Origin of the sequence: Micromonospora sp. NPDC049523 (genome assembly GCF_040676775.1) — a bacterium.
Classification (GTDB): domain Bacteria; phylum Actinomycetota; class Actinomycetes; order Mycobacteriales; family Micromonosporaceae; genus Micromonospora_G.
In genome coordinates this window covers 463,648-488,186 of the sequence record NZ_JBFAPP010000002.1, presented here as the reverse complement: position 1 = coordinate 488,186, position 24,539 = coordinate 463,648, and the positions used below count along the sequence as shown (strand labels likewise).

General features: G+C 69.6%; 20 protein-coding genes and 1 pseudogene. 8 read left to right on the top strand and 13 right to left on the bottom strand.

The genetic code is table 11. The annotated features are described in order from the left end of the window. Positions 1-213: 213 nt before the first annotated feature. The 5 genes from AB0J90_RS04725 to AB0J90_RS04705 all read right to left on the bottom strand — a co-directional run bounded on the left by AB0J90_RS04725 (position 214) and on the right by AB0J90_RS04705 (position 14,197). Complete coding sequence (locus tag AB0J90_RS04725) at positions 214-2,616, bottom strand: hypothetical protein (protein ID WP_363592155.1); 2,403 nt, start codon at positions 2,614-2,616, stop codon at positions 214-216. Between the two features lie 128 nt (positions 2,617-2,744). Beyond that, complete coding sequence (locus AB0J90_RS04720) at positions 2,745-11,933, bottom strand: LamG-like jellyroll fold domain-containing protein (protein WP_363592153.1); 9,189 nt, start codon at positions 11,931-11,933, stop codon at positions 2,745-2,747. A 208-nt stretch (positions 11,934-12,141) separates the two neighbouring features. Further along, on the bottom strand, positions 12,142-13,281 hold the full coding sequence (locus AB0J90_RS04715; RefSeq protein ID WP_363592151.1) for a hypothetical protein: 1,140 nt from the start codon (positions 13,279-13,281) through the stop codon (positions 12,142-12,144). Beyond that, a complete protein-coding gene (locus AB0J90_RS04710) occupies positions 13,217-13,807 on the bottom strand; it encodes a SigE family RNA polymerase sigma factor (RefSeq protein WP_363592150.1) in 591 nt (196 codons plus the stop codon). Before AB0J90_RS04710 ends, AB0J90_RS04715 begins: the two co-directional genes overlap by 65 nt. An 87-nt stretch (positions 13,808-13,894) precedes the next feature. After that, entirely contained in the window at positions 13,895-14,197 is a 303-nt protein-coding gene (locus tag AB0J90_RS04705) for a helix-turn-helix transcriptional regulator (protein ID WP_363592148.1), read from the bottom strand. A gap of 66 nt (positions 14,198-14,263) precedes the next feature. On the opposite strand from AB0J90_RS04705, the gene map reads away from it, so the two are divergent. After that, on the top strand, positions 14,264-15,040 hold the full coding sequence (map, locus tag AB0J90_RS04700; protein WP_363592146.1) for a type I methionyl aminopeptidase: 777 nt from the start codon (positions 14,264-14,266) through the stop codon (positions 15,038-15,040). A gap of 13 nt (positions 15,041-15,053) precedes the next feature. On the opposite strand, the gene mptB is transcribed toward map, so the two are convergent. After that, positions 15,054-16,496, bottom strand: coding sequence for a polyprenol phosphomannose-dependent alpha 1,6 mannosyltransferase MptB (gene mptB / locus AB0J90_RS04695; protein WP_363592144.1), 1,443 nt, complete (start codon positions 16,494-16,496; stop codon positions 15,054-15,056). Between the two features lie 114 nt (positions 16,497-16,610). Here mptB and AB0J90_RS04690 point away from each other — a divergent pair, with 114 nt between their 5' ends. Together AB0J90_RS04690 and AB0J90_RS04685 are read left to right on the top strand one after the other, a co-directional pair. Then, on the top strand, positions 16,611-17,426 hold the full coding sequence (locus AB0J90_RS04690) for an enoyl-CoA hydratase/isomerase family protein (protein WP_363592142.1): 816 nt from the start codon (positions 16,611-16,613) through the stop codon (positions 17,424-17,426). 14 nt (positions 17,427-17,440) lie between these two features. Continuing rightward, positions 17,441-17,905 (top strand): hypothetical protein, encoded by a 465-nt coding sequence (locus tag AB0J90_RS04685; protein ID WP_363592140.1) that lies wholly within the window; start codon positions 17,441-17,443, stop codon positions 17,903-17,905. A 35-nt stretch (positions 17,906-17,940) separates the two neighbouring features. On the opposite strand, the gene AB0J90_RS04680 is transcribed toward AB0J90_RS04685, so the two are convergent. From AB0J90_RS04680 to AB0J90_RS04660, 5 genes are all read right to left on the bottom strand, one after another. Next, positions 17,941-18,408: a hypothetical protein gene (locus AB0J90_RS04680; protein WP_363592138.1), complete on the bottom strand. Its 468-nt coding sequence runs from the start codon at positions 18,406-18,408 to the stop codon at positions 17,941-17,943. A 79-nt stretch (positions 18,409-18,487) separates the two neighbouring features. Next, positions 18,488-18,766 (bottom strand): hypothetical protein, encoded by a 279-nt coding sequence (locus AB0J90_RS04675; RefSeq protein ID WP_363592136.1) that lies wholly within the window; start codon positions 18,764-18,766, stop codon positions 18,488-18,490. 15 nt (positions 18,767-18,781) lie between these two features. After that, positions 18,782-18,994, bottom strand: coding sequence for a hypothetical protein (locus AB0J90_RS04670; protein WP_363592134.1), 213 nt, complete (start codon positions 18,992-18,994; stop codon positions 18,782-18,784). Then, positions 18,991-19,275 carry a hypothetical protein gene (locus AB0J90_RS04665; RefSeq protein WP_363592132.1) on the bottom strand — a complete coding sequence of 95 codons (285 nt, stop codon included), beginning with the start codon at positions 19,273-19,275 and terminating at the stop codon, positions 18,991-18,993. Before AB0J90_RS04665 ends, AB0J90_RS04670 begins: the two co-directional genes overlap by 4 nt. Beyond that, positions 19,275-19,538: a hypothetical protein gene (locus tag AB0J90_RS04660; RefSeq protein WP_363592130.1), complete on the bottom strand. Its 264-nt coding sequence runs from the start codon at positions 19,536-19,538 to the stop codon at positions 19,275-19,277. The genes AB0J90_RS04665 and AB0J90_RS04660 overlap by 1 nt, the downstream gene beginning before the upstream one ends. Positions 19,539-19,979: 441 nt before the next feature. Between AB0J90_RS04660 and AB0J90_RS04655 the strand changes: the two genes are divergently transcribed. The 3 genes from AB0J90_RS04655 to AB0J90_RS04645 all read left to right on the top strand — a co-directional run bounded on the left by AB0J90_RS04655 (position 19,980) and on the right by AB0J90_RS04645 (position 21,298). Continuing rightward, the gene (locus AB0J90_RS04655) at positions 19,980-20,786 is read left to right on the top strand and encodes a helix-turn-helix transcriptional regulator (protein WP_363592128.1); all 807 of its coding nucleotides are present in this window, start codon (positions 19,980-19,982) and stop codon (positions 20,784-20,786) included. After that, positions 20,758-20,946: a DUF397 domain-containing protein gene (locus tag AB0J90_RS04650; RefSeq protein WP_363592126.1), complete on the top strand. Its 189-nt coding sequence runs from the start codon at positions 20,758-20,760 to the stop codon at positions 20,944-20,946. The genes AB0J90_RS04655 and AB0J90_RS04650 overlap by 29 nt, the downstream gene beginning before the upstream one ends. A 160-nt stretch (positions 20,947-21,106) precedes the next feature. Next, a complete protein-coding gene (locus AB0J90_RS04645; protein WP_363592124.1) occupies positions 21,107-21,298 on the top strand; it encodes a DUF397 domain-containing protein in 192 nt (63 codons plus the stop codon). Between the two features lie 247 nt (positions 21,299-21,545). Here the strand turns inward: AB0J90_RS04645 and AB0J90_RS04640 are convergent, their stop codons facing one another. Beyond that, a complete protein-coding gene (locus AB0J90_RS04640) occupies positions 21,546-22,073 on the bottom strand; it encodes a GNAT family N-acetyltransferase (protein ID WP_363592122.1) in 528 nt (175 codons plus the stop codon). A 250-nt stretch (positions 22,074-22,323) separates the two neighbouring features. On the opposite strand from AB0J90_RS04640, the pseudogene AB0J90_RS04635 reads away from it, so the two are divergent. Next, positions 22,324-22,431, top strand: a pseudogene (locus AB0J90_RS04635) (DUF397 domain-containing protein); the annotation flags it as partial. Positions 22,432-22,458: 27 nt separating this feature from the next. Here AB0J90_RS04635 and AB0J90_RS04630 read toward each other — a convergent pair. Beyond that, positions 22,459-23,364, bottom strand: a complete 906-nt coding sequence (locus tag AB0J90_RS04630) for a helix-turn-helix transcriptional regulator (RefSeq protein WP_363592120.1) — start codon at positions 23,362-23,364, stop codon at positions 22,459-22,461. A gap of 213 nt (positions 23,365-23,577) precedes the next feature. On the opposite strand from AB0J90_RS04630, the gene AB0J90_RS04625 reads away from it, so the two are divergent. Next, positions 23,578-24,522 carry an alpha/beta hydrolase gene (locus tag AB0J90_RS04625; protein ID WP_363592119.1) on the top strand — a complete coding sequence of 315 codons (945 nt, stop codon included), beginning with the start codon at positions 23,578-23,580 and terminating at the stop codon, positions 24,520-24,522. Positions 24,523-24,539: the final 17 nt, after the last annotated feature.

The window sequence follows — 24,539 nt, the reverse complement described above, 5'->3', positions numbered from 1 at the left end:
CGGTCAGGTCGCGGGCCCGGGCGCAGAGGAGTTCGATCCGTTCCCGGAAGACCGCCTCCAGTAGTGCGTGGCGGCTCGCCGCATTTCCCCGTGCCACTCCCCTGCCCCCGAAGCGCTCTTGTGGAGAAAGAGGGCGTATTTCGCGCCCCGAAGCACCACATTCACTGCAAGAGGCGCTGCACCGGGGGTGGGGTGGGTGGAGGCGGGGGGTGGTTAGTTTTGCGGGGGTGGGGCGGGCAACGTCACGGCGCGGAAGGTCCGCTCCGGTGTGGTGGCTGCCCTCGGGTCGGTGTCGGCGGCCTGCTGCTTGGCGCCGGCCGCGTTGGCACCGGCCGAGCGGGCTGCGGGTAGGTCGCTGGCGACGTACACCCGGCTGGCGTTGTTCAGGTTGCGGAACACGATGATCCAGGTCTGGCCGTTGACGTTGGTCAGCGGAGCGACGGTCGGATCGGTGGCGGCCGGATCGGGGAAGTCGAACACCGGCGCCCACTCACCGAACACGCCGGACCCCTGGGCGGTCTCGAAACTGCGGTAGATCGTGTCGTCGGTGCCCCGGACCACCACCGCGGTACGGCCGAGCACCGGGTCGAGGATGGCGGCCGGCGCACCGGCCGCCGCCAGGGTGCCGACCTGGGTCCAGGCGGACGGCCAGGTGCCACCGGTGGCGTCCTGGAGCTTGGTGACAATGGTGCCGTCGGCGGCGCGTACGAAGACGCGGAGGCGGTAACCGGGGTAGAGGACCACCGAGGGGGTGCCGGTGGCACCGGAGCCGCCGAGGCTGGTCCACGCCGAGACGGCACCGTCGGTGGCGTACCTGATCGTCTTGACCGCGCCGGTGGTGTCGACGCCGAAGACCTGCACGCCGCCGTTCACGGCCGCCAGTACGGGCGTACCGACGAGGTTCTGGTCACCGAGGTTGCGCCAGTACGGCACCGCCCCGGTCTGCGCGTACGCCCAGAGCTTTCCGTCCACGTCGACGGCGAACAGCACCGTCGTGCCGGTGGTGAGCCGGGTCATCGCCGGGGTCGACGCCATCGAGCCGCCCAGGTCCGAGAAGGCCTTCCAGGTGGCCGAGTTGACCGCGGTCTGGCTGTTCACCCAGATGTTGCTGCCGGTGTGCTGTGCGGCGAGCTGCACCCGGCCGTCGGTGAGCTGGGTCAGGGCGGGGCGGCCGGTGAGCGCCTCGTTGCCGGAGAGCACCGTCCACTGCACCGAGCCGAAGTTGTCCGGGTCGGTCTGGTGGCCCGAGACGACCCGACCGATGTTGTCCACGTAGGCGTACTCGATCATGCTGGCGGTGGCGCCGGCCTGCGGCGTGCCCTGGAGCACGGTTGTCGGGGCGTACTGGGCGACCGGCGCCGAGGGGATCGGGTCGGCGAACCAGCCCTGCAGGTCGACGATCAGGTTGGCCGGCTTGTTGCTGGAGTTCCGGATCCGGATCTTGCCGTCGGTGCCGGGCTTGACGAACGACAGCGCGGACCGGGTGATGCCGGCGGCGCGGTTGGCGAACGAGTTCGGCGCCTCGACGTCGCCGACGCCCCACATCTTGAGGTAGCCGCCCTCGCCGGTGCTGTTCGACTCGACGTCCACCGCCACCGCGGCGACCCCGCGCAGCGGCAGTCCGTTGGTGCCCGCCACCTGCACGTCCACGGTGGCGTTCGCGCCGACCTGGGCGAAGTTGCGGCTGTCGTACACCCGGGTGTTGACCGGCCGGAACCCGGCGCCGGCGGTCGGGCTGGCCCCGAAGTACGCCTTCAGGTCGATGAACACGTCGACCGCGCTAGAACCCTTGTTGATCAGGGTGACCCGCCCGTCCGCGGCGAGCTTGAAGGTGGCGCCGCTGTTGGTGGCCGCGCCGTCCTCGTAGTTCAGCAGGCCGACCCCGGTGGTGGTGCCGGCCGGGGCGGCGGCGAGCCAACCGGCGGCGGTGGCGCCGCCGACGGTGATGGTGCCGTAGACGGCCTGGGCGCCGGCCGGTACGACCGCGCCGGTGACGGTGAAGGTGCGGCTGGCCCCGGCCGCCATCGCCCCGGTCGTGGTGCCGGTGCCGTTGCGGGTGTCGAAGATCCGGGTCTGCGGGATCGGCACCAGCCCACCGCCGCTGGTGCCGGACGTGCTGGTGAAGTAGCCCTGCACCTCGACCAGGAGGCCGGTGTTGCCGGCGCTGTTGTAGACGGCGACCTTGCCGTTGGCCCCCACCTTCGTGATGGCGGTGTTGGAGATGTTCTGCCCGGCGGTCACGTTCATGTTCGAGGTGCCGGGGCGGGTGGTGCCGTCCGGGTAGACGGTCAGGTAGGTGGTGGCCGTCGCGGCCTGGGGCGCGATCCGTACCAGCACCGCGCTCACCCCGGAGGCGGGAATCGAGTTCACCCCCAGCACCGGGAACGTGGTGGTGCTGGCCGGTCCCCGTGCGCCGGTCACCCCGCCGATGCCGGTACGGGTGTCGAGCACCGCTCGGGGCGTGGGGAAGGCCACGAAGTCACCGCCCACCCCGGCGGCGTCGGCCGATGCCGGCGTCTGCCCCGGCGTGACCGCCACCACCACCGTCGCCAGCAACACCACCAGTACGGCGATCAGCCGCGGTAGCAACGCCTGGTTCTGCTCTGTTCTGGACACTGCGCCTGTCTCCCTCGTCGGATCGGTTGGTCCTGTGCGTCGCGGCATCCGGTCGGGAGCCGGAGCCGGTCCTGTGCGTGGGGGCATCCGGTCGGGAGCCGGAGCCGGTCCTGTGCGTGGGGGCCCGTTCATCGGCCGCGCCGCTTGCGCCACCATTTGCCGATCTTGGCGCCGACCTGTTTGGCGACCGCGACACCGCCGAAGATCAGCAGGACGGCTCCCTCGGCGCCGGAGGTGGCGGCCGCCACCCCGTCGGCGGCGTCGACTATGCCCTTCGCGGCGTCGTCGGCCTTCGAACCGGCCCGCTGACCGGCCTCGTTCTGCGCCCGCCGCCGGTCCTCCTCCTTGCCCTGCTCGGCGGGGTCGAAGTCCTCCCGCTCCATGTCGTCGTCCCCCCGGCACCGCTGGCTCTTGCCGTTGCAGGGCTTGTCCTGCATGCGCAGGTCGTGGCGCATGCACATGTCGTCGAACCGGCCGTCGTTGTGGGTCAGCAGGTCGACGCCGCCGGCCAGCACGTAGAAGGTGTGCAGGGTGTCGACGGTGAGGTTGTAGACCGTGGTCGTCTCGGTCCACTGCCGGGTGGACAGCACGGTGGACGTACCGCCGGTGGCGGTGCCGATCTGCTGGCCGGCGGTGAGTTCACCGGCGGTGACCCAGCGCTGCTCGTCGGCCAGCCAGAACGGGTGCCCGTCGGTGGCGGTGACCGTCCCGGCCGTCTCGCCGCTGCCGCTGCCGCCGTCGGAGACGGTGATCTCGACCAGGTGCTTCTCGCCGGCTCCGACGATCACGTCGGTGACCGCCTGGGCACCGGCCCGACCGGTGGTGGGGTCGGCGGCCAGCACCCGCTCGCCGACGCGCACCTCGCTGATCGGCTTGCTGCTGCCGTCGGCCATCCGGACCCGGGTGTCGGCGGTGAAGCTGTTCGGGCCCTTCCCCTTGGCGCACCCGGAGGCGTTCTTCGCCCCGGTCAGCAGGCGTTTGCCGAGACCGGCCGCCTCTACCGCCTCGTCGGCGTGCTTGGCGGCCAGGCTGCTGACCCGCGCGGCCCGTACCGCACCGCCCCCGGCACCGCCGGCCAGCGTGCCGGCGACCGTCGCGACCGTCCAGGCACACGCCTCCAGGTCTCCCTTGGTGACGCAGGCGACCAGGTCGGTGACGCCGACCATGTCGGCCGCGATCTTCAAGCCCGCCTTCAGGTACGGGGCAGCCGCGTGGGCCAGGTCGACCACCGCGTCCACCGCACGGGAGACGTCCTCGATCACGTTGCCGGCGACCTTCACCGCCTCCTGGTAGATCACCGCCACCGAGTCGGCCACGTCGGCGACCACGTCACGGGTGACGGCGACCACCGCCGCCGGTAGGTGCGCGGCGGCCGACACGAGGTTCTTCAGACCGGAGGTGAGCGGCCTGAACGCGGCCGTGAGCGCCGGCAGCGGGTTGTGCTTGGCCGCGTACTCGACCGCCGCCTTCGCCACCTTGGTGATCTGCCGGGCCCGTGCGGCAGCGGCCTCCCGGATCTCCTCGGCCCGCTGTTTCGCCCAGCGGGCCGCCGCCGCCCCGGCCGAGGCGACCTTGCTGGCCACCCAGCGCACCCCGGAGGAAACCTTCCGGGCGACGTACCGCACCGTGTCCTTGGCCTTGCGGTAGACCCACTTCGCCGCCGAGGAGATCGCCGCCGCGGCCGTCCTGATCGCCGACCAGGCGTAGCTGGCCGCTGTCCGCATCGCCGACCAGGCGTAACTGGCCGCGGTGGAGATCGCCCGACCGACCGCCTTCGCCCCGGACTTGATCGCACCGCCGACCTTCTTGGCCGCCTTCTTGCACCAGCCGCAGGAGGGCCAGTGGCCGTCCGGGTCGGTGAAGCCGAGCGGGTCGCCGGCCGCGTAGACGTACCGGTTGGCGAGGATCGAGTCGCCCTCGACGTAGTCGACGCTGTCGCGGGAGGTGAACGATCCGGTGCCGGGGTCGTACCAGCGGGCGCCCATGTTGACCTGGCTGGTCACCGGGTCGGTCCAGTCGCCCTGGAAGCCCAGGTTGCCGGTGTCACCGGTACGGGCGGTCACCACCCCGAACGGGTCGTACGCGGTCGAGTCGCTGGCCCCGGTCAGCGCCGTGTTCGCCGGGTCGAACCCGATCGTCACGTCACCGTGCTGGTCGCTGAGCGCGATCTGCTTCTCGCTGCCGACGGCGACGGCGAGCAGTTCGTCGGCAGCGCCTCGGGCGTACCGTTCGGTGCCGTCGGCTACCACCGAGTCGTCGAGTCCGGCGTACGTGAAACCGGTGCCGTTGCGTGACGCCACCCGGTCCAGCCCGTCGTACGTGTACTTCTGCCCGGCGGCCGAGATCAGCCGGTCGAAGGCGTCGAAGTCGAACGTCTCGGTCAACCCGGAACTGGTCTTCGACGCCAGCGTGCCGCGCGGGGTGTACGCGTAGCTGTAGTCCCCGTCGTCCAGGAGCCGGTTGCGGGCGTCGAAGGTGCTGGTCTTCGCCCCCGCCCGGATCCGGTTGCCGGAGGCGTCCCAGTCGTAGCCGACGGTTCCGCCGGCACTGGTCCACTCGCGCAGCCGGCCCGCCTGGTCGTACCGGTAGGTGTTGTCACCGGCGCCGGCCGTACCGGTGGTGGTCTTGCCGATCGGTTGGTCGTTGTTGTCGTAGCGGTAGCTGGTCGAGCCGACCGACTGGGCGGCGGCGTTGCGCAGCGTGTCGGAGGCGACCCGGCCCAGGTCGTCGAAGGTGTAGGTACGCACCCGGCCGGAGCCGTAGTCGATCGTCTTCAGCGCACCGGCCGCGTCGTAGCCGAGCGTCTGCGTGGTGCCGGTGAGCCCGTCGGAGACGGTGTCGAGGCGGGCGTTGCGGTATCCGAAGACCGCCGAACCGGCCGCGTCGGTACGGCTGGCCAGGTTGCCGTCGCGGTCGTAGCCGAAGCTGGCGTTGCCCGACGGTCCGGCCGAGGTGAGCAGGTCACCCCGGTCGTTGTAACCGAAGGTGTCGGTGCCGCCGGGGGCGTTGACCGAGGTGAGCTGGCCGAGCGGGTCGTAGCCGAGTTGCCGGGTCGCGGTGCCGGAGTTCGTGCCGTCACCGGTTTCCCGCTCCAGCCGCCCGCCCGCGTCGTACGTCTGGAGCCGGACCACCCCGCCGGGCGAGGTCATCCGGATCGGGTTGCCGGTGCCGTCGTACGCGACGGTCCAGGTGCGGTCGGTTGCCGCGGGATGTGCCGGGGTGGACGGTTCGATCACCGACTCGGGCAGCCCGAGCGAGTTGACGGTGAAGATCGTGCTGTTACCGCGCCCGTCGGTGTAGCGGCTGCGGTTGCCAGCCGCGTCGTAGCCGAAGCTGGTGGTGATCGAGGTGGTCGGGTCCACCGGTTCGATCTGCTTCACGAGTTGGTTCGCGGCGTCGTACTCGTAGCTGGTGGTGACGTTGAGCGGGTCGACGGAGGCGATCAGGTTGCCGGCCGGGTCGTAGCGGTACCGCTCGGTCCGTAGCACGGTCCCGTCCGACTTCAGGTCGGATTCGCTGCTCACCTGGCCGAGCGCGTCGAAGATCCGCTGCGACGTACGGCCGAGGCTGTCGCTGGTGCGTACCTGCCGGCCGGCGTGGTCGTAGCCGTACTGCACGGCGACTCCGGAGGCGTCGGTGCTGCGGGTCAGCGCGCCGACCGCGTCGTAGCCGAACAGGCTCTTCGCCCCGGTCGGGCTGCTCACCTCGGTCAGGTTGCCGGCGTCGTCGTAGGCGTACCGGGTGGTCATCCGGTCCAGCGTCGGACGGCGTTCGACCTGGGTGGCGGTGAGCTGGCGGTCCAGGTCGTCGTAGGTGGACTCGGTCCGGCCGCCGGTCGGGTCGGTCACCGACAGCAGCTCACCGGTACGGGTGTACTCGTACCGCCACACCGCGCGTTCGGTGTTGGTCCGCAGTGGCTCGTCCCGTACGGTCAGCCGGCCGAGCTGGTCGTAGCCGTAACGGGTGCTGCTGCCGCGCGGGTCGATGGTCTCGACCACGTTGCCGAGTGCGTCGTAGCGGTAGGTTCCGGTCGGGGTGATCTCGGCGATGGTGCCGGGGCCGAAGTAGCGGGGTGCGGTGAAGCTGGTCTGCCGGCCCACCCGGTCGAACGTGGCCCGGCTGATCCGGCCCAGCTCGTCGGAGTTGACCACCTGCTCGTCGAAGGTGTTGTAGCCGAACTGCCGGGTCGGGGTGACCGTGGTCGCCGCCTGCCCGCCGCTTTCCGCCGCCACCGCCGGCCCCCGCGCGGCGATCTGCCGGCCGAGTTCGTCGTAGGAGTACCGGCTGGTGTACGCGGCCGGGTCGGCTCCGGTGACGTTGCCGCGCGGGTCGGTTTCGCTGACCAGCAGTCCGCGCTGGTCGTAGCCGTACGTGGTGACCTGGGTGGTGGTCCCGTTGGTGGTGGTCTCCCGGATGGTGTTGCCGCTGTCGTCGTAGGTGTAGTCGACGACCTCGGGGGTCGCCGGCATGATCCAGGGCACGTTCGACGGTTTGCCGGAGGTGCTGGCCCGCAGCACGTTGCCGTTCTGGTCGTAGGCGTAGGTGGTGGTGCGGTCCAGCCCGCCGGGGTCGGAGACGCTTGTCAGCACCTTGCCGACCCGGTCGACGGTCTGTGTGTTCACCACCCGGCCGTTCCCGGCGACCTGCTTGACCAGGTTGCCGGCACCGTCGTACGTGTTCTCCTCGACCACGTAGTCGCGGGTTCTGCCGTCGGGGTCGTGGAAATTCTTGAGCACCACCCGGTGCAGCGAGTCGTCGCCGTAATACTGGTATTCCAGCCGGCGGCCCATGGCGTCGGTGTCGCTGGCGGTCCGCCCGGCGAGGTCGTAGGAGTACGAGTGCAGCACCAGGTAGTCGCCGGTCGGTGGGGCGCCGGCCGGGTCGCCGGTCCAGGCCCGCAGCCGCACCTCGGCGATGTCGTTGCGAGCGGTGTACGCGTAGTCGTACCGGTTCCCGGCCGGGTCCACCATCGACGTACGGTTGCCGAACCGGTCGTAGGTGTACGCGGTCTCGTTGCCCTCGGCGTCGGTGACCCGTTCGGGTCGGTTGAAATCGTCGTACTCCCAGACGGTGGAGCGGGCGGTGTCGGTGCCGAGCACGTCCTGCACGTCGACCCGGGCCACGTTGCCGTCGCTGTCGTAGGTCTGGGTGGACCGCTGCTGGTGCCGGGCCCCGCTGATCGGGTCGGTGGTCGCCGGTTCGGTGGTGCTCACCGGCCGGGACAGCGCGTCGTAGGTGTAGGTGGTGGTGACCCCGGCGGGGAAGCTGTCCGAGATCTCGGTGTCGCTGATCTTCCGGCCGAGCACGTCGTACGTGCTGTTGGTGACGAGTCCGGAGGGTTCGGTGGTCCGGGCCAGGTCACCGCTGGCGAAGTAGCCGTACCGGGTGATCTTGCCGCGGGCGTCCTGCGAGGTCAGCACGAGCCCGGCCGGCATGGTGCCGCCACCGGCCGCCGGTTCCGCCCCGGTGGTGTACGTGTGGCTGACCGAACTTCCGTCCGGGTTCGTCTGCCCGGCGAGCTGCCCCGACGGGTGGTACGTGTATGCGGTCCGGTACGTGTTGTCGGTGGCGCTCGCCGACCGCCCGTCCCGGCTCTCGATCGGCAGGTCGTTGCGCGGGTCGAACGGGTTCGTCACCGTCGCCGGGTACTTGTCGTAGGAGGTGAAGCACTGGGTGCTGGTCCGGCAGGTCTTGCGCGAGGTGACGTTGCCCCGGTCGTCGAAGGTCATCGTCACCGAGTCGCCGTTCTCGTTGGTGACGACGTTCTGGAACCCGTTGTCGTCGTACGAGAAGGTGCGGATCGCCATCCCGTCCAACGGGTGCGACACGAACACCGGACCACCGGAACCGCCGGGGATGATGGTGCAGAAGGCCGGGTCGGCCGGGTCCGGGCGGGAGCAGACCTCCTGCGGAGGTGACGGGGTCGGGGTCGGCGGGACGGGCCGGTCCTCCGGGCGGGTTTCCAGGCCCAGCGGGGTTCCGCTGCGCAGCAGCCGGCCGGCGAGCGCGTCGTACTCGTACAGGTGTGGGCGGTTGGCCGGGTCGAGCACCTGCACGCTGCGCCGCAGGTCGTCGTCGCCGCCGTACACCGCCGGGGCGCCGATCTTCCACAGCCCGCCGTGGTTGTCGGTGTACTCGGCGATCCGGTCCAGGAACACGTCGTACGCGACGGTGGCGGCGGTCTTGCCGCTGGGCAGGGTGACCGTGGTGAGCTGGTCGGCCTGGTTGAGGCCGTACCGGTAGTGGGCGGTCACCGCGGCCGGACCGAGCGGGCGGGAGTAGAGCGCCACCTCGTCGATCGCCCCGTTGAAGTGCCGCTGCGCGGTGGTGCCCCAGCCGGGCCAGGACGCCGGGGTGCTGGCGTACGCGGCACCGATCTGGTTGAACGTCAGCGTCGTGTGGTCGAGCACCTTGCCGGTCAGCTCGCCGGCCTTGACCCCGTCGAGGTAGAGGGTCTGCACGTCGGACATGGTGGAGAGCACCACGTGGTGCCACCGCCCGTCGTTGACCGTGCCGGCCGAGGCGAGCGGGTTGATCCCGGCGGTGCGGAACTGGCCGCGCAGCTTGCCGTCGGTGCCGACGTAGAGCAGCGGTACGCCGACCGTGGACGCGCTGCCCAGCGCCTTGTCCTGGTAGCCGAGCAGCGGGCCGCCGGTGCCGGTGGTGGTCGACTTGAACCACAGCTCGACCGCGCCGTCCCGGCTCTTCTTCAGCGTGCCCTTGGGCAACTCGACAGAGGACGAGGTGCCGTTGAAGCTGGCGGCGGTTCCGGCGCCGCCGGCCAGCGCACCGGCCGTGCCGAGCGTGACCGTGCGGTACGTGCCGGCGTCCTTGCCGAGGTTCAGCGCGACCTCGCTGCCGGCGCCGGTCCCCTCGTCCTCCCCCAGCCGCCAGTACGACTCCGGCCGGGAGTCGAGCACCGCGCTGCGGTAGTGCGAACCGGCCGCGTACGCGTAGTTGGTGCAGATATTGCCGGGGGCGCAGACCCGGCTGAGCACGTCACCGGTGTAGGTGTAGGTCCAGGTGAGCGCGGTGCCGTTGACCGGGTCCGTACGCACGCTCGCCACGTGCGCACCGGACCAGGTGAAGTAGAGCGCCCGACCGGCGGTGTTGGTGGTGCTCGTCGCGGCCTGCGCCTTGGCCAGCCGGCCGTCGGTGGTGTTGTAGGTGAGCACCACCGACCGGAGGCTGGTGTCGGTGATCTTGTTGAGCCGGCCACTGGTGGCGAACTGGTAGGTGCTGCCGGCCTTGTCGGCGAGCTTCCAGCCGCTGGTGTCGGCGGTCAGGGTCGCGGTCCGGCCGGACGGTGCGGCGTACGTGCCGTCGGGGTTGCGGCCGAACCGGACCGCCTGCCCGTCCGGGTAGGTGATCACCACGTTCCCGCTGCCGTCGTCGTCGGGGACCAGGCGCATGTCGTAGCGGGTGGTCCAGCCGGCGCCGAACGCGGAGTCTCGGCGCGGGTCGAGGCTGTTGTAGGTGCGGACCACGTTGAGTTCCGGGCCGACGGTGGTGATCGTGGCGTCCATCGCGGCGGTGGTGAAGTTGCCGACCTGGGCGTCGAACTCCCGGTCCTGGGTGCCGTACGGGGCACCGGCTATCCGGGACACGATCTCCGGCTGCGGTACGTCCGCCAGCACCGTCGAGTACGGCGAGACGACCTCGGTGGTGGCGTCCTTGACGTACACCCGCCACTGGTAGCTCTCGCTCCACCGCAGTTTGCCCGCCGGCACGGTCCAGGCGGTGTTGGTCAGGTAGCCGGAGTTGAAGCACTCGACCGGGTTGCCGGCGGTGTCGCGCCGGCACACCTCGTACTTGAAGCGCAGGGCGAGTCCGGGCGGGGCGTCGATGTCCAGCGCCTGGGCCCAGAGCTGCGGGGTCAGCGTCGGCGCCTGGTAGCCGTTGGGCGGGTACAGCGCCTGCACCACCGGCGGGATGTCGATCACCTTCAGCACGATCCGGCCCGGCGGCACCTGGTGGTCGGTGAAGACCACCCCACCGGTACGCACCATCGTGAAGTCGAGGAAGTAGGTGCCCGGCGGCATCGCCTTGATGGTGGCGTCGAGCGTCACCTTCCCGCCCCGCGCCACGGTGGCGGTCAGGTCGGCGGCCCGCTGCTGCCCGACCGCCGCCCCGGTGGCGGAGTTGTACGCCCGGTAGGCCAGGTAGTACGAGCCGGGTGCCCAGGCGTCGGCGCTGAGGTTGGTGACCGTGACCTTGACCTTGCCGGCCTGGTTCTGCAGTACCGGCGGCTCCGGTACGGGCTTCGGGATCGCGTACTTCGCGTTGTACGGGCTGTGCGTGACGTACAGCCTCGGCGGGTTGGCGGTGCCGGAGCCGGCGAACCGCTTCCACGCCGACGAGTCCGAGGTGGAGGCGCGCAGCGAGAGCCCGTTGTTCGCCTGGGTGCCCTTCACCCAGCGCTGCACCAGGTCCCGACCGGCCACCCCGAGGTCGATCAGCTCGGCGGCGGCCGGGCAGGCCGACGACGACTGCCCGGTGGCGATGTAGCCGTGCGCGAAGGAGCGGCTGGCCAGTGCCCCGCCCACCGCCGGACCCGGGTACGAGTAGCCGGTGCCGGCGGTCCAGGAGGCGGTGACGGGGTGCACGCTGACCGTACGCGGCCGGCAGGACCCGGCGTCGTAGTTGACCACCTGGAGCTGCACGCCGTAGATGGTGTGGTTCTGCAACCGGCCGCTGAGCCCGTTGAACTTGAGGTACGAGGCGGCGTTCCCGCCGGGCACGGCACCGACCCGCAGTTCGGAACTGCCCGAGGCGGAGCTGCTGCCCTGGACGTACATGCTGCTGTCGGCGCCGCCGGGGTCCACCGGCAGGTCGACGCGCTGCGCCGCGAGCGTGGTGTCGATCGGTGCCCAGCTTCCGTCGGCCAGCCGCTTGTTGATCGGGGCGCCGGAGAACTCGCTGGTGGTGGTGCCGTCGGCGTTGGCGTACGTACGCTCGAACTCGCCGCGCTCGGCGGGCAGCTCGCGGCTGGTGGCCCGGTCGAAGCCGCGCGCGGTCGACGCGGGCGGCTCGACCACTGAGGCGGTGTTGGTGCCGGCCGCCGGCTTCTGGTCGAGTTCGCGCACCGGGTAGCGGGAGCGCTGTGACGGCGGCAGGTTCCGGTTGACCCGCTCGCCGGTCAGGTGGCTCTCCCCGCCGGCCGAGCGCCACCGCTGCTGCGGGGCGGCCTCGGGCCGGGCAGTGTCGCCGCGTCCGGCGCCCGGCTGCGGCGCCGGCAGCGCGGCTACCGCGTCCCCGGTGCCGGCCAGCAGCGCCGAGGTGAGCACGAACGCGACGAACGGCGTGACCGTCCTCAATAGACGGTCTACGTGCCTGTTTCTGTTGCGGCGCAAAATGAACATCGACGGCCCCCGGGCGAAGGAGTGGTGCGACGGCGGGTAGACCGTCGCACAGGCGTCGATCGATCACGCTTGGCCCGGAAAGAACTTGAGGATTTCTTGCAGATTCGCGACAGCGGCGACGGCTACCCACGGTCGATGGGTGGCCGTCGCCGCGGAGATGCCGTCAGGAGATCGCGGCACCCACCTCGGTCCAGGTGCTGTCGTCCTGCACGTTCCCGAGCGTGATGCCGTCGAGGATGTTCGTCATCTCGCTGTTCGACAGCCGGCCGCCGCTCGCGACCTGCAGGTTCACCGTGCCGTTCGCGGCCCACCGGTTGCAGAAACCGTTCATGCAGGTGACCCCGGGGGACGGCTGCTGGTTGGAGTTCGCGGCGGGCACCACGAAGACGAGGAAACTTCCGGGCGGGTCGGCGCCGTCGACACCGCCGTACGGTTCGGTGAGGCCGGTCGTCGGCAGGGCGGGGTCGCTGAACAGCAGCCCGGCGTAGTCACCGTCGCGGGCGCCGGCAATCCCGTTCAGGCCGGTCATGGCGTGCATCCCTACCTCGTCGAGCTGGTACCCGGACGGCACGTACGCCATCTTGATCGGAATTTTCGCCGCCGTCGGCGTGCTGCCCCGCAACCCGGCGGCCAGCTCGCGCAGGTCCTCCGCGGCCGGGTAGTCGGCCGCCGAGGAGCTGGCGTCGATCACCGCCCAGGCGTTCGTGTTGTACTCCCAGGCGAGGGTCCGGGTCGCCCCCATCGGCCCCGAGCCGTCGACCTCCAGTCCCTGCCGGTCGCCGACGGTCACCTGCCGGGCACCGGCCAGCTTCGTCGGGTCGTAGGCGCCGGGACGGTAGACGGTGAGGTAGGCGTACAGGCTCGCCGACCGTGGCGGCTTCTCCTGGTTCGGGTCGCTCGCCTTGTCGTTCGTGGTCAGGCCGTCCGCGTACACCGGGGCGAGCTGGTACGCGGTCGACACGATGATCGGCTGCGCCACCCGCAGCTTCCCGACCTGGTACGCGCCGAACGTGAACGTGAACGGCTGCGCCGCTACCGGAACGGTCTGCGTTCCCCCGGTCGACAACGCGCCCGCGTTGGCGGCGGACGGGCTGGCCGTTTCCACCGACGCTGTTCCGGACAGCGACGGTATGGTCACGGCGGCCACGACACCGAACACCGCCACCGCCGTCGCACCGGATGCCGCCCAGCCGAGCCGGCGACGACGCTGGCCCCGCCGCCCCGACTCCACGATCTCGTCAACGCTGTAACGCAGCGGCGGTGGCTCGGAAGTCGCCAGCTCCACCAGGTTCCGCATTCGCATCGGTCCACGCTCCAAGTTCCGACGGTTCATCAAAGACCACGCCTCCGGCGGCCAGCGCCGTCCGGAGATTGGCCAGACCTCTGCTCGTCTGGCTCCTGACTGTTGCGGCTCGTACGCCGAGCACATCTGCGGCTTCCTCGGCCGACATGCCGAGGTAGTACCGCAGGACCAGCACTGCCCGCTGCCGAGTTGGCACAGCCTGTAGTGCCGCTCGTACTCGCAGGCGTTCGTCGGTGGCCCCACTGGGGTCGGGCTGGGCGATGTCGGGCATCCGGTCGCTGGCCGACCGTTCTCGGCGCCACCACGGCCGGCGGGTCTCGTCGATCGCCGCCCGGAACACCATGGTCTGCGCGTACAGGTCCGGCCGTTCCAGACGTCCCCACCGGGGATACAGCTTCGCCAGGGCGTTGGCCACCGCGTCCTCTGCCGCGTGCCAGTCCCCGCACGTCACGTACGCCAGCCTGCGCAACGCCAGCATGCGCGACGCCACGAACTCCCGGAATGCGTCCTCATCATCTTGTTTCAACCGGCCGCTCCCTCCGACGTGGGTAGAACGGTCACCCGCCCCTCGAACGATGCACGCCGGTCGCGGATTTTTTCGACGCTCGGAGCCTTAGGAGGCCAACCGCTGAGCTGCGGCGCTGTCCGACCTTCCCAGCTCGACCCCGCCGGCCGACCGGTTGATCTCCGACCAGACCGCGTCGAGGGACAGGCCGAGGACGTCGGCGATCGCGGCGATGGTCGGGAAGGCGGGGGTGGCCACGCGACCGGACTCGATCTTCCGAAGGGTCTCCGGCGAGACGCCCGCGTCCAGCGCGGTGAGGAGCATCGAACGCTCTCCCCTGGCTCGACGCAGGAGGGCGCCGAGGCGCTGTCCGCGCTCGACCTCTTCGGGTGTGAGCGGCAACCTGACCATGGCACCGATTCTAGTACCGGGATAATATGGCCGGGATACTTATTGGCCGTACGAGTAAGGCGCCGCATGATCGAGATCCTGAACCTGACCGACCTGCCCCGAGCGAAGGAGACGGGCGCTCTGGTCGCCGGCATCTTGCAGACCCTGAAGAGCCGCAGCACCGTCGGCACGAACCTGCTCGACATCGACCGGTGGGCCCAGGCCATGATCATCGAGGCCGGGGCACAGTCCTGCTACGTCGACTACGAGCCGTCCTTCGGGCGCGGGCCGTTCGGTCACTACATCTGCACGTCGGTCAACGACGCCGTGCTCCACGGGCTGCCGTACGACTACCCGCTCACCAACGGTGACCTGCTGACACTCGACCTCGCCGTCTCCCTGGGCGGAGTTGTCGCCGACTCCGCCATCAGCTTCATCGTGGGCGACGTGCAGCCCCAGGAGAGCGTCGCGATGATCGACGCGACCGAGCGGGCGTTGCGCGCGGGGATAGCCGCCGCCGGCCCCGGGGCTCGCGTCGGTGACATCTCCCACGCCATCGGCTCGGTCCTCACCGAGGCGGGATACCAGGTCAACACCGAGTTCGGCGGTCACGGCGTCGGGTCGACGATGCACCAGGACCCGCACGTCGCGAACACGGGGCGACCCGGTCGCGGTTACAAACTGCGTCCCGGGCTGCTGCTGGCCCTGGAGCCGTGGATCATGGCGGACACCGCCAAGCTCGTCACCGACGCCGATGGCTGGACACTGCGCAGCGCGACCGGCTGCCGAACAGCGCACAGCGAACACACGATCGCCATCACCGACGACGGAGCCGAAATCCTCACCCTGCCGAAGCAGGCCTGACCGTGCGGTGACGCTAGCGCCCGCTCGGAGCCGTCTCGGCCAGCTCCGGGCGGTCCGTTGCCACCCGGCGCCGCCGGGCCGAACGCACCCCGAGCACCGCCACGACCAGCACGAACACGGTCATCGCCAGGGCGCCGGGCAGTCGGGTGAACCGGGCCAGGTTGGTCCCGTCGGGCAGGGTCAAAAACGAGATCAACAACCCGGGTACGACCAGCCACCGGCCCGCGATCGCGGTCGCCGCCAGAACCGCCAGGGGCCAGGTCGCGTACCAGGGGTGGAAGACCGGGGCGAGCGCGACCGTGGCGGCCAGCGCCAGCCCCGCGCCGAGCACCGGGTCCGCGTGCCGGGCCCGCCACCAGAGCACCACCAGGAGTACGGCGAGCACCCCCACCCCCACCAGCCGGGTCACCGGCACGGTGTCGAGATCGGCCCCGAACACCCGGCCGGCGTAGTCGACGGTCATCCCGAACGCGGTCGACGGTGAGGTCCACTGCACCGAGTCGCCGCTGCGGGCGAGCCCGTCGACCCAACCCCAGCCCAGCCCCGACACCCCCGTCACGGCGAGTACGGCGAACGCCGCCCCCGCCGCCACCGGCACCCCGTCGCGCAACAGCGCCCGCACCCGGTACGCCCCGGCCAGCGCGGCGAGCATCGCGAACGGGACCACCACCCCGGCGGTGGCCTTCACCCCGACCGCCAGCCCGAGCAGCACTCCCCCGGCGAACAGCGGCAGCGGGCGCCCCCGCCCGACCACGGTCACCAGCAGCCCGGCGGTCAGCAGTCCCACCATCAGCGCGTCGTTGTGCGCCCCGGATACCAGGTGCACGGCCACGATCGGGCAGCCGAGCAGCAGCCAGAGCGCCCGCTGTGGCGCCACCCCGCAGCGGCGGGCCAACGCGGGCAGGCAGGCGGCGGTGAGGGCGACCCCGAGCACGGCGTACAGGCGCAGCACCGCCAGGGTGCCGACGAGGGTTCCGCCGATCGCCACGGCCAGCCCGGCGAGCAGCACGAACACCGGCCCGTACGGCGCCGGGCTGTCCTGCCACGTCGGCGACACCGAGTCCAGCCACGGGCACCCGAGTTCCCGTACGCCACTGCTGTACGGGTTTCCGCCGTCGTGCAGCACCGCCCCCTGGCAGGCGTACGAGTAGACGTCGCGGCTGCCCAATGGCGGCGCGACGAGCAGCGGCAGCAGCCAGAGCCCGGTGGTGACGTAGGCCCACCGGGTCGACGGCACACCGTCGCGGGCGGCCCACCAGGCTCCGGCGAGCAGGGCGGTGCCGACCAGCCAACAGCCGAGGATCAGTGGCCCGTGCTCGCCCTGCCAGATGCCGGCCGGGGTGACCCCGGCACGCCACTGCGGCAGCACTCCGCCGAACCGGGCCCCGACCGCCAACAGAATCGCCCCGGCCAGGCCGGCGTAGCGGACGAGACGGAACCGGGGCACGGCGACCATCGTGCCATGGCCACCCGGAGGCCCTGGTCAGGGGCTGTAGCGCGGAGATCCCCGTAAGGCTTACCGCACACAATTCCGCGCCCAATTACCTGGTGTTCTGCACATACTCGTCGCATGGCGCAGATCAACATCACCAAGGAGTCGCCGTCGTTCTGGCGTGCCTCGCTCGACAACCCGCCGATCAACCTCTTCGGCGGACAGTTGGTCGTCGAGATGCGTGCGCTTCTCGATGCGGCCGAGAACGATCCCGAGCTGACCGTCATCGTGTTCGAGAGCGCGAATCCCGACTACTTCATCGCGCACTGGGATCTCGCCGACGACCTTTCGGTCCTGGCCAACCAGCCGCCGCCGGTCACCGGGCAGCAGCCCTTCGTCGACGTCATGGTGCGGCTGAGCAAGCTTCCCGTCGTGACGATCAGCAAGATCCGCGGTCGGGCACGCGGGGCCGGCAGCGAGTTCCTCCTGGCGACCGACATCCGTTTCGCCAGCCGGGAGCGCACCCTGATCGGCCAGTTCGAGATGAGCACGGGCGTCCCGCCGGGCGGCGGTGCCCCGTCCCGCCTGCCGCGTCTGGTCGGTCGCGGTCGGGCCCTGGAAATCCTGGTGAGCGCCGAGGACTTCGACGGCGACCTCGCCGAGCGGTACGGCTACGTCAACCGCACCATCCCGGACGCGGAACTCGACGACTTCGTCACCGCGTTCGCCACCCGTGTCGCGGCGTTCGACCGTGGGGCCCTGGCCGAGATGAAGGGCTGGGTGAACGCCATTACCCTGCCCGACGACAACGAGTTCCCACCCCAGTCCGCCACTTTCACGGCGCGGCTCGGCTCGGCTCGTTCCCAGCGCTGGGCAGCGGGTGCCTTCGCGGCCGGCTTACAGCAGTCGGGAGACCTTGAGGAGCGCCTTGGCACCCGGTCGGTCGAGTTCTGACAAGAATGAGCGGTGTGACATTCGGTTGGAGTCCGTACCCGGGGGCCTATCGCGCCCCCGAAAATCTTCCCCGCGTCGAACCCGGCCGTGTCGTCGGCCTGGGCGCACTCTGCGATCTGCAAGCGTCAGCTACCGATGATGTGAATAGCCAGAGCTTCCTGGTGAGTGAGTTCGCGACGTTGGAGGACGGCCGGCGCGTGCTCCTGCACGCGGAACGCGGCTACAGCATCGCCGCGAGATCGACCGGCGCCCCGGGCAATGGTGCGATCCCGCTCCACGAGACGCGGGAGGACGTCACCCGGTGCGTGTTGAACACCGTGCTTCCCGACGACGACGGGTGCGGCGAGGCCCATCCCTGGGCATGGTTGGCCGAATTGGCTCGGGCTCGCGGTCTGGAGGTCACCGCAGAAGACCTGAAAAATCTGCCGTACGAGGTGGCGCTGACCGACGAGGTGACCCGATGGCTTGCGTCGACCTGAACGACAACTCGACCGCTTCAGGGTCAGCAAGACGGCTACACGAACGAGAAGACGCGTTCGTACGGGTCCACGACCGCGGCCAGAAACGCTCCGGGCACGAGGGCCGGGTCAACAGCGCGGATCGTCTCGGCCTCGAAGGTGGCGAACCCATCCCCACTGATCCGGACGCGGAGTTTCAGCCCGGTTTCCTCCCCGCCCAGGTGGTTGGTCACCGCGAGAACTTCCGCCGTCGCGGCGACACCGGTAGCGGCTAGCCGCCGCATGTCGCGGCGCGAGCGAGTGACCAGGCGCAAGCCCCAAACTCCGAAGCCCCCGCCGACGAGCGTCGCCAGTACGCCCCCGGCGAGCAGCCCCCAAAAGTCCCCGGCAGACAGACTCGGACCCTGCGATACGGCTACAACCAGCAGGACCGGGCCGGGCAGACAGATCGCCAAGAACATCACGCGGCAAAGCAGTGCGCCGATCGGACCGATACGCGTCTCCGCCTCCCGGGGTGTCGTCATCCCCACACCCTAGTGCGGGTCTGGAAATTCCTGTGTGGAGCGGACGCGGACGGTTCGGATCCCGTCCTCGAACACTCATTCAGATCGCCCGCAGTCGACGACGGACCGGCGGGTCGTGCACCCAGCCGATGAAGCGGGCCTCGGCCAACTCCGGAGTCATGCCGTCCACCTCACGCAACGCCTTGTCACGGAAGCGCGTCATCACGTCGATCAGTTGAGGCCGATTGCGGCGGTAAAGCGTCCACATCCTGCGTCGGAACACCTGACAAGGCCATTCCTCGGCGTCGTCCTTGCAATACCAGTCGTCGCCCGGTCGGTGCGGGGCGCCCATCGCGTCGTCCAGTTCATCGTGGTCCACGCTCTTTACCTCCGATCAGAGCAGGTGCACCCGCTCGGTGCTGCCGTCCGGGTTTCGTAGCGTGAGATAGCCGCCGTCGCGCTCCATCAGCTCAAGCACCAGGTCGTAGACCACCAGCGCACGGTTGATCGTGTCGGTCTTGGTGTCCCTGGTACGCCCACAGGCCGAACCGAGCGCGTCGACCGCGCGCGGGGTGAGGTTGACCGTGGCCTTCACGAGGTCACTCATCGGTTCCTCCGCAACGGCACCCAGCCCATGAAGCGCTCGTAGATCGCGCGTGGGTCCGGCGGGTCGGCCAGGTCCGGGGCGATCGCGGACAGGTCGGTCAGGGCCTCGACGAACAGCGGCGCCAGGTACAGGTTCAGGGCAAGTAGCCGACCGTCGAAGCCCGCGAGCAGGTTCAGCCGCGCGTCCGCGCACGGCCACGGGTAGGCGTCCACGCGGCAGATCCAGAGCTGCGGCAGCGCGACATGGTTGGCGACCCTGTCCGCCGCCGGCTCGCCGTCCATCACCAGACCGGTCCGGTCGGCGCCGGCCGCTCGATGTCCGCGAGGGCGTGGCGACGAATCGCGTACGCGGCTTCGGGCAGCTCGGGCTTCCCCATCGGCTTTTCGATGCCGCGTACGGTCACCCACTCGGTGTCGTACGCCCCGGCGTCCATCGGAACGTGCGTCACCCGCAGATGGAGATCGCCCATCGTGTCCTGATAGGCGGGCACACTTTCCCGCCGGTAGTCACCCTCCTCGGCATTGATCACATCACCGACGCTCACCAACGGCTGCCCGGTCATCCCCGGTACCCGTTCCGACGGGCCACGTCGTAGCCGAGTCGCTGGCCGAGCGTGATGCGGTACGGCCGGGCCGTTGGCTCGTTCGCCCAAGGTGCGGGTACCGGCGACGGCGATGCTGCCGGGGGGCGGACTTGGCGCGATCAGTCGAAGGACAGAATCCCACCAGACCTGAACGATGAACATTGCGCCTCCTCAGTAGATGGATGCGGGGCCATCCCCTTAGGGATAAGCGGGACAGCCCCGCGCAACCCCCGCCCGTCCTTTCGGATGCAGTGGCTTTGTTGGATTCGAACGGGAGCGCTTATATCCACCCTGGACTGACGACGCGGGGTGACGGAAGATAGTCGCAGGGCATTACGGATGGATAGCCCTGGCTGCGCTTCCGCATGAGGGTGGGCGGGCCTTTATAAAGGGGGGATAAGGATGAATAACCTTCCGGCGCGAATCAAACAGCTACGCGCCGAGCGCGCGGTTACCCAGGACCAGGTGGCCGACGCGATCCAGGTCAGTAGCTCGTTGATCGCGGCGTTCGAGACGAGTCGACTGGTCCCGCAGCCCGACACCGCCAAGGCCCTGGACGAATACTTTGGGACCGGTGACGAGATCCAGCAGGCGTCGGCAGAGGCCCGGAAAGACCGACGCCCGGCGCCAAGTTGGTTCCTGCCCTGGCGGCACGCGGAGGAGACGGCCGCAACCCTGCGGTACTTCCAGGCGAATCTGCTGCCCGGTCTGTTACAGACGGAAGCCTACGCCCGAGCGGTGTTCGCCAGCACTGGCCTGCACACTGACGAAGAGGTGGCGAGTCGGGTAGCCCTCAGGATGGAGCGGCAAGCCACGATCCTCGACCGAGAGGATCGTCCCACCTTCGTCTTCGTGCTGGATGCTGTCACCCTCCGATGTGGACCACCTAGGATCGCCAAAGACCAACTGTTACACCTGGCCGACGTAGGCGCCCGACCAAACATCTTCGTACACGTCGTGCCCGACTCCGCCGGGTTGTACGCAGGCCGCAACGGCACCTTCGCTCTGGCAACCATCGAGGGAGGGAACATGGTTGGTCTGTTGGAAGACTTCTACGAAGATCGGGTGGTAGCGGAGCCATCCCGCGTGACCGGCATGGATCGTACGTGGCAGGCTATAGGTGCGGTCGCACTACCGTGTGACCAGTCAACAAACCTTATCTTGAGGTTGGTGAATGATCATGACGACTCAGCAGCCGACCTGGCGTAAGTCCAGCCGTAGCAACCAGAACGGCGGGAACTGCGTCGAGGTGGCCGACAACCTCCCCAGCCGCGTTCTCGTCCGTGACAGCAAGGACCAGTCCGGCCCGGTGCTGACCTTCGGTCCGGACGCATGGGGGGCGTTCGTCGGCCTCGCCAAGCAGCAGTAGCAGCCCTCACGCGCGCCTCCGTACCAACGGTGCGGGGGCGTTGCTGTGTCCAGGGCTGAACTGAAGCCCTGGTTGACCTCGTCCGAGAGCCGAGGGGCCGTCCACAAGTACGCTCTTTCCAGACGTCCATTCCCGAGCTGATTCTGGAGGTAGCGGGGTCATGGAGCCGATCGCTGCGCCGCACTGGCGTAAGAGCACTCGCAGCGGGTCCAATCAGGGAGACTGCGTGGAGGTGGCCGACAACCTCCCCAGCCGCGTTCTCGTCCGTGACAGCAAGGACCAGTCCGGCCCGGTGCTGACCTTCGGTCCGGACGCATGGCGGGCGTTCGTCGGCCTCGCCAAGCAGCAGTAGCAGCCCTCACGCGCGCCTCCGCACCAACAGTGCGGGGGCGTTGCTGTTTCCAGACCGAACCGAAGCCCTGGTTGACCGGTGTTGTCGCGGCGTTTAGCGTGTCCCGCAGTGAGGGTGTCGCGTTTGGGGCCGGTTCGCGGGACGCCGTGGATCGAAGCTCTATCCACAGGCAGTGAGCGATCGAGCCTGGGCGCGGCCAGGCGATTTCACGCCGGATTCTCGAAGATCCCTCTCGGGGTGATAGCGACTAAAGATTGATCCAGTATCGTCGGACGGGATGCCCGAACTTGGTGTCTCCGATTCCTTCGAAGACGCCGCCGCATCGTTCGATGGTCTTGATTGAGGCGGCATTGTCGAGCGCGCAGACTGCGAGCACCCGCCGCAGGTCAAGCCGCCGTGCTTCGTCGAGCAGTTGGATCATCGCCCAGGTGGCCAGGCCGCGTCGACGCGCCGATGGCCGGATGCCGTAGCCGATGTGGCCAGCCCATTGGACGTACTCGTCATCCTCACCGTGCCGCAGGGCGGCCCCGCCGACTACGCGCTCGTCCTCGACGATCCAACGGTATGTGCACTGGTGTTTGCCGGCGCGAGGCGTCTTCGTGGAGTCCGACTGGTCGTCGAGCCGGGCCACCCATGCCGCGAAGCCGGCCGGGGTGTCCACCTCGTCGGTTGGCAGCAGCCCGAAGCCGTCCTCGTGCTGCCCGGGACCCCACTCTGCGTGAGCATCGAGCCAGGCGGTGTGCAGCCGGACGGTGGGAACGATCAGCTCGGGCATGGTGATGACGTTATCCCGTGGTGGGGCCATATCGGCACCAATGCATCACTCGCAGCCTCGTGCTGGCGGGCGGCTGCGTCTCGCGGAGGCGGGTGATCTCGCCGCGTTGTCCGGCGAGCGGCTGGCGTGCCAACCTTCCCAGCCGGAAGACGATCCCCTGACCACCTGCCGCGAGCTACTTGACGAAACACGCCAGCAAAGCAGCGACAACCTCGTCAGAGAGAGCCGAGGGGCCGTCCACAAGTACGCTCTCCCCAGACGCGTTCTCGTCCGTGACAGCAAGGACCAGTCCGGCCCGGTGCTGACCTTCGGCCCGGAGGCATGGCGGGCGTTCGTCGGCCTCGCCAAGCAGCACTGACAACAGTTCGATGCGCCCCCATACGCGTCAGTCTTCGTTGGGAGTGCTGGGCAACGGCCTGACGGAACCGTGTGTGGTCGGTGTCATTGGGACGGCTGTCCAGGCCGTCAGGATGCGGAGTGCCTCGTGGGACGGAGTTCCCGAGGTGGCGGTGAGAACCATGATTCGCTGTCCGCTTTCGTCGGAGCTTGCCCAGATGTCGCAGTCGAGGGTGAGGTTGCCGACCAACGGGTGGTGGTAGTCCTTGGTGCCGTACCTGGCGGTCGTGACCTGGTGGGTGGCCCACCAGGTGCTGAAGTCGGGGTGCTGGATCGACAGTTCGCCGACGAGCGCGGCCAACTCGGGGTCATCCGGATCCTTGGCGACCTCCATGCGCAGTGAGGCTACGGCGGTCCGGGCGGCGTCCTCCCAGTCTGTGTGGAGGTCGCGGACGGCTGGATCGTTGAACAGCAGGTAGACGTAGTTGCGGCGATTCGCCGGGTATTGCGAGAAGTCGGTATAGAGCGTCGCTGCGGCGGCGTTCCACGCGAGGATGTCCATGCGGCGCCCGAGGATTATCGCCGGGCTTTCGGTGAGCTGGTCGAGCAGACGCCGCATCGCGGGTCTGACGGTCTGTGCCGGGCGGCTGCGCCGCCGCAGCAGCGGGGCCTTGCCTGCCAGTTCGAACAGGTAGGTTCGCTGGTCATCATCGAGGCGCAGTGCGTTGGCGAGTGTGATGAGGACGGATGTGGACGCCTGCACGCGTCCCTGCTCGAGGCGGGTCAGGTAGTCGACGCTGATCGCCGCCAGTTGCGCGACCTCTTCTCGCCGGAGTCCAGCCACCCGGCGTGGGGTGGTGCTTTCGGGCAGGCCGACAAGGCCCGGTGTCAGTTGATTGCGCCGGGCCTTGAGGAAGTCACCAAGCTCGTTCGGGTGACGGCCAGCAGGTTCCATGGTCACTATTCTTCGTCGGATTCACAGCCGGTGCTCGAAACTTGAGGGGGCAGATTCGTTCCCAGGAACCTGCTTGCACAGGCACGAACCCGCCCTTCTGGCGGCCGTTGCGGCGCGCCAACCTGGGTGTGCGGCCCGGCGCGACGCCGGACGCCCGGAACTCACCCGGGAAGCGAGGTTCCGGATCAGACATCAGATCGGAGAAACCGACACATGCGTACGGACGTGACGTTTGATAGCGCCGGCACGAAGATCGCCGGGCACCTCTATACCCCCGAAGACGGTCAGGCGGGTCCGCGTCCCGCGATCGTCGTCGGGCATCCGGCCAGCGGTGTCAAGGAACAGGCGGCCGGACTGTATGCCCGACGTCTCGCCGAGCGGGGCTTCATCACCCTCGCGTTCGACGCTGCCTATCAGGGCGAGAGCGGCGGATTTCCGCGTGGTCTCGAGGACCCGGCGCATCGCGTCGAGGACAACAAGTCCGCCGTCTCATTCCTCACCACCCTGCCCGAGGTCGACCCGGAGCGGATCGGCGCCCTGGGCATCTGCGCCTCTGGCGGCTACGTCGTCCCGGCATCCGCCACGGACCACCGGATCAAGGCGGTCGCGACCGTCAGCGCCGCCGACGTCGGGCGCCAGTTCCGCGAGGGCGCGGACGGAACCCAGAACCCCTCTGTCATCCAGGCCATGCTCGACGCTGCGGCCGCGGCGCGCACCACGGAGGCCCGGGGCGCGGGCGTCGGCACCTTTCCGATCTTCCCGAACAGCGTGGAGGAGGCTCGTGCGGCTGGTGGACAGCACGGGGTCGAAGGTTTCGAGTACTACTGCACCGACCGCGCCCAGCATCCGCGCTCGGCCAAAGAGTTCACTCTGAGTAGTATCGATCGAATCGCGGCGTTCGACCCGTTCCGGTTCGTCTCGATGATCGCGCCGCGCCCGCTGCTAATGATCGTCGGCACCGAGGCGGTCACCAGGCACATGAGCACCGAGGCGCTTGCCGAAGCGGGTGAGCCGAAGCGGTTGCACTGGATCGACGGCGCCACCCATGTCGGCCTCTATGACAAGGAGGAGTACGTCGGACCGGCCCTGGCGGAACTCGCCGGATTCTTCACCGAGCACCTCAAGATCCAGGTACCCACCGTACCCGCCGCCACCTGAGACGACCGCCACCGGTG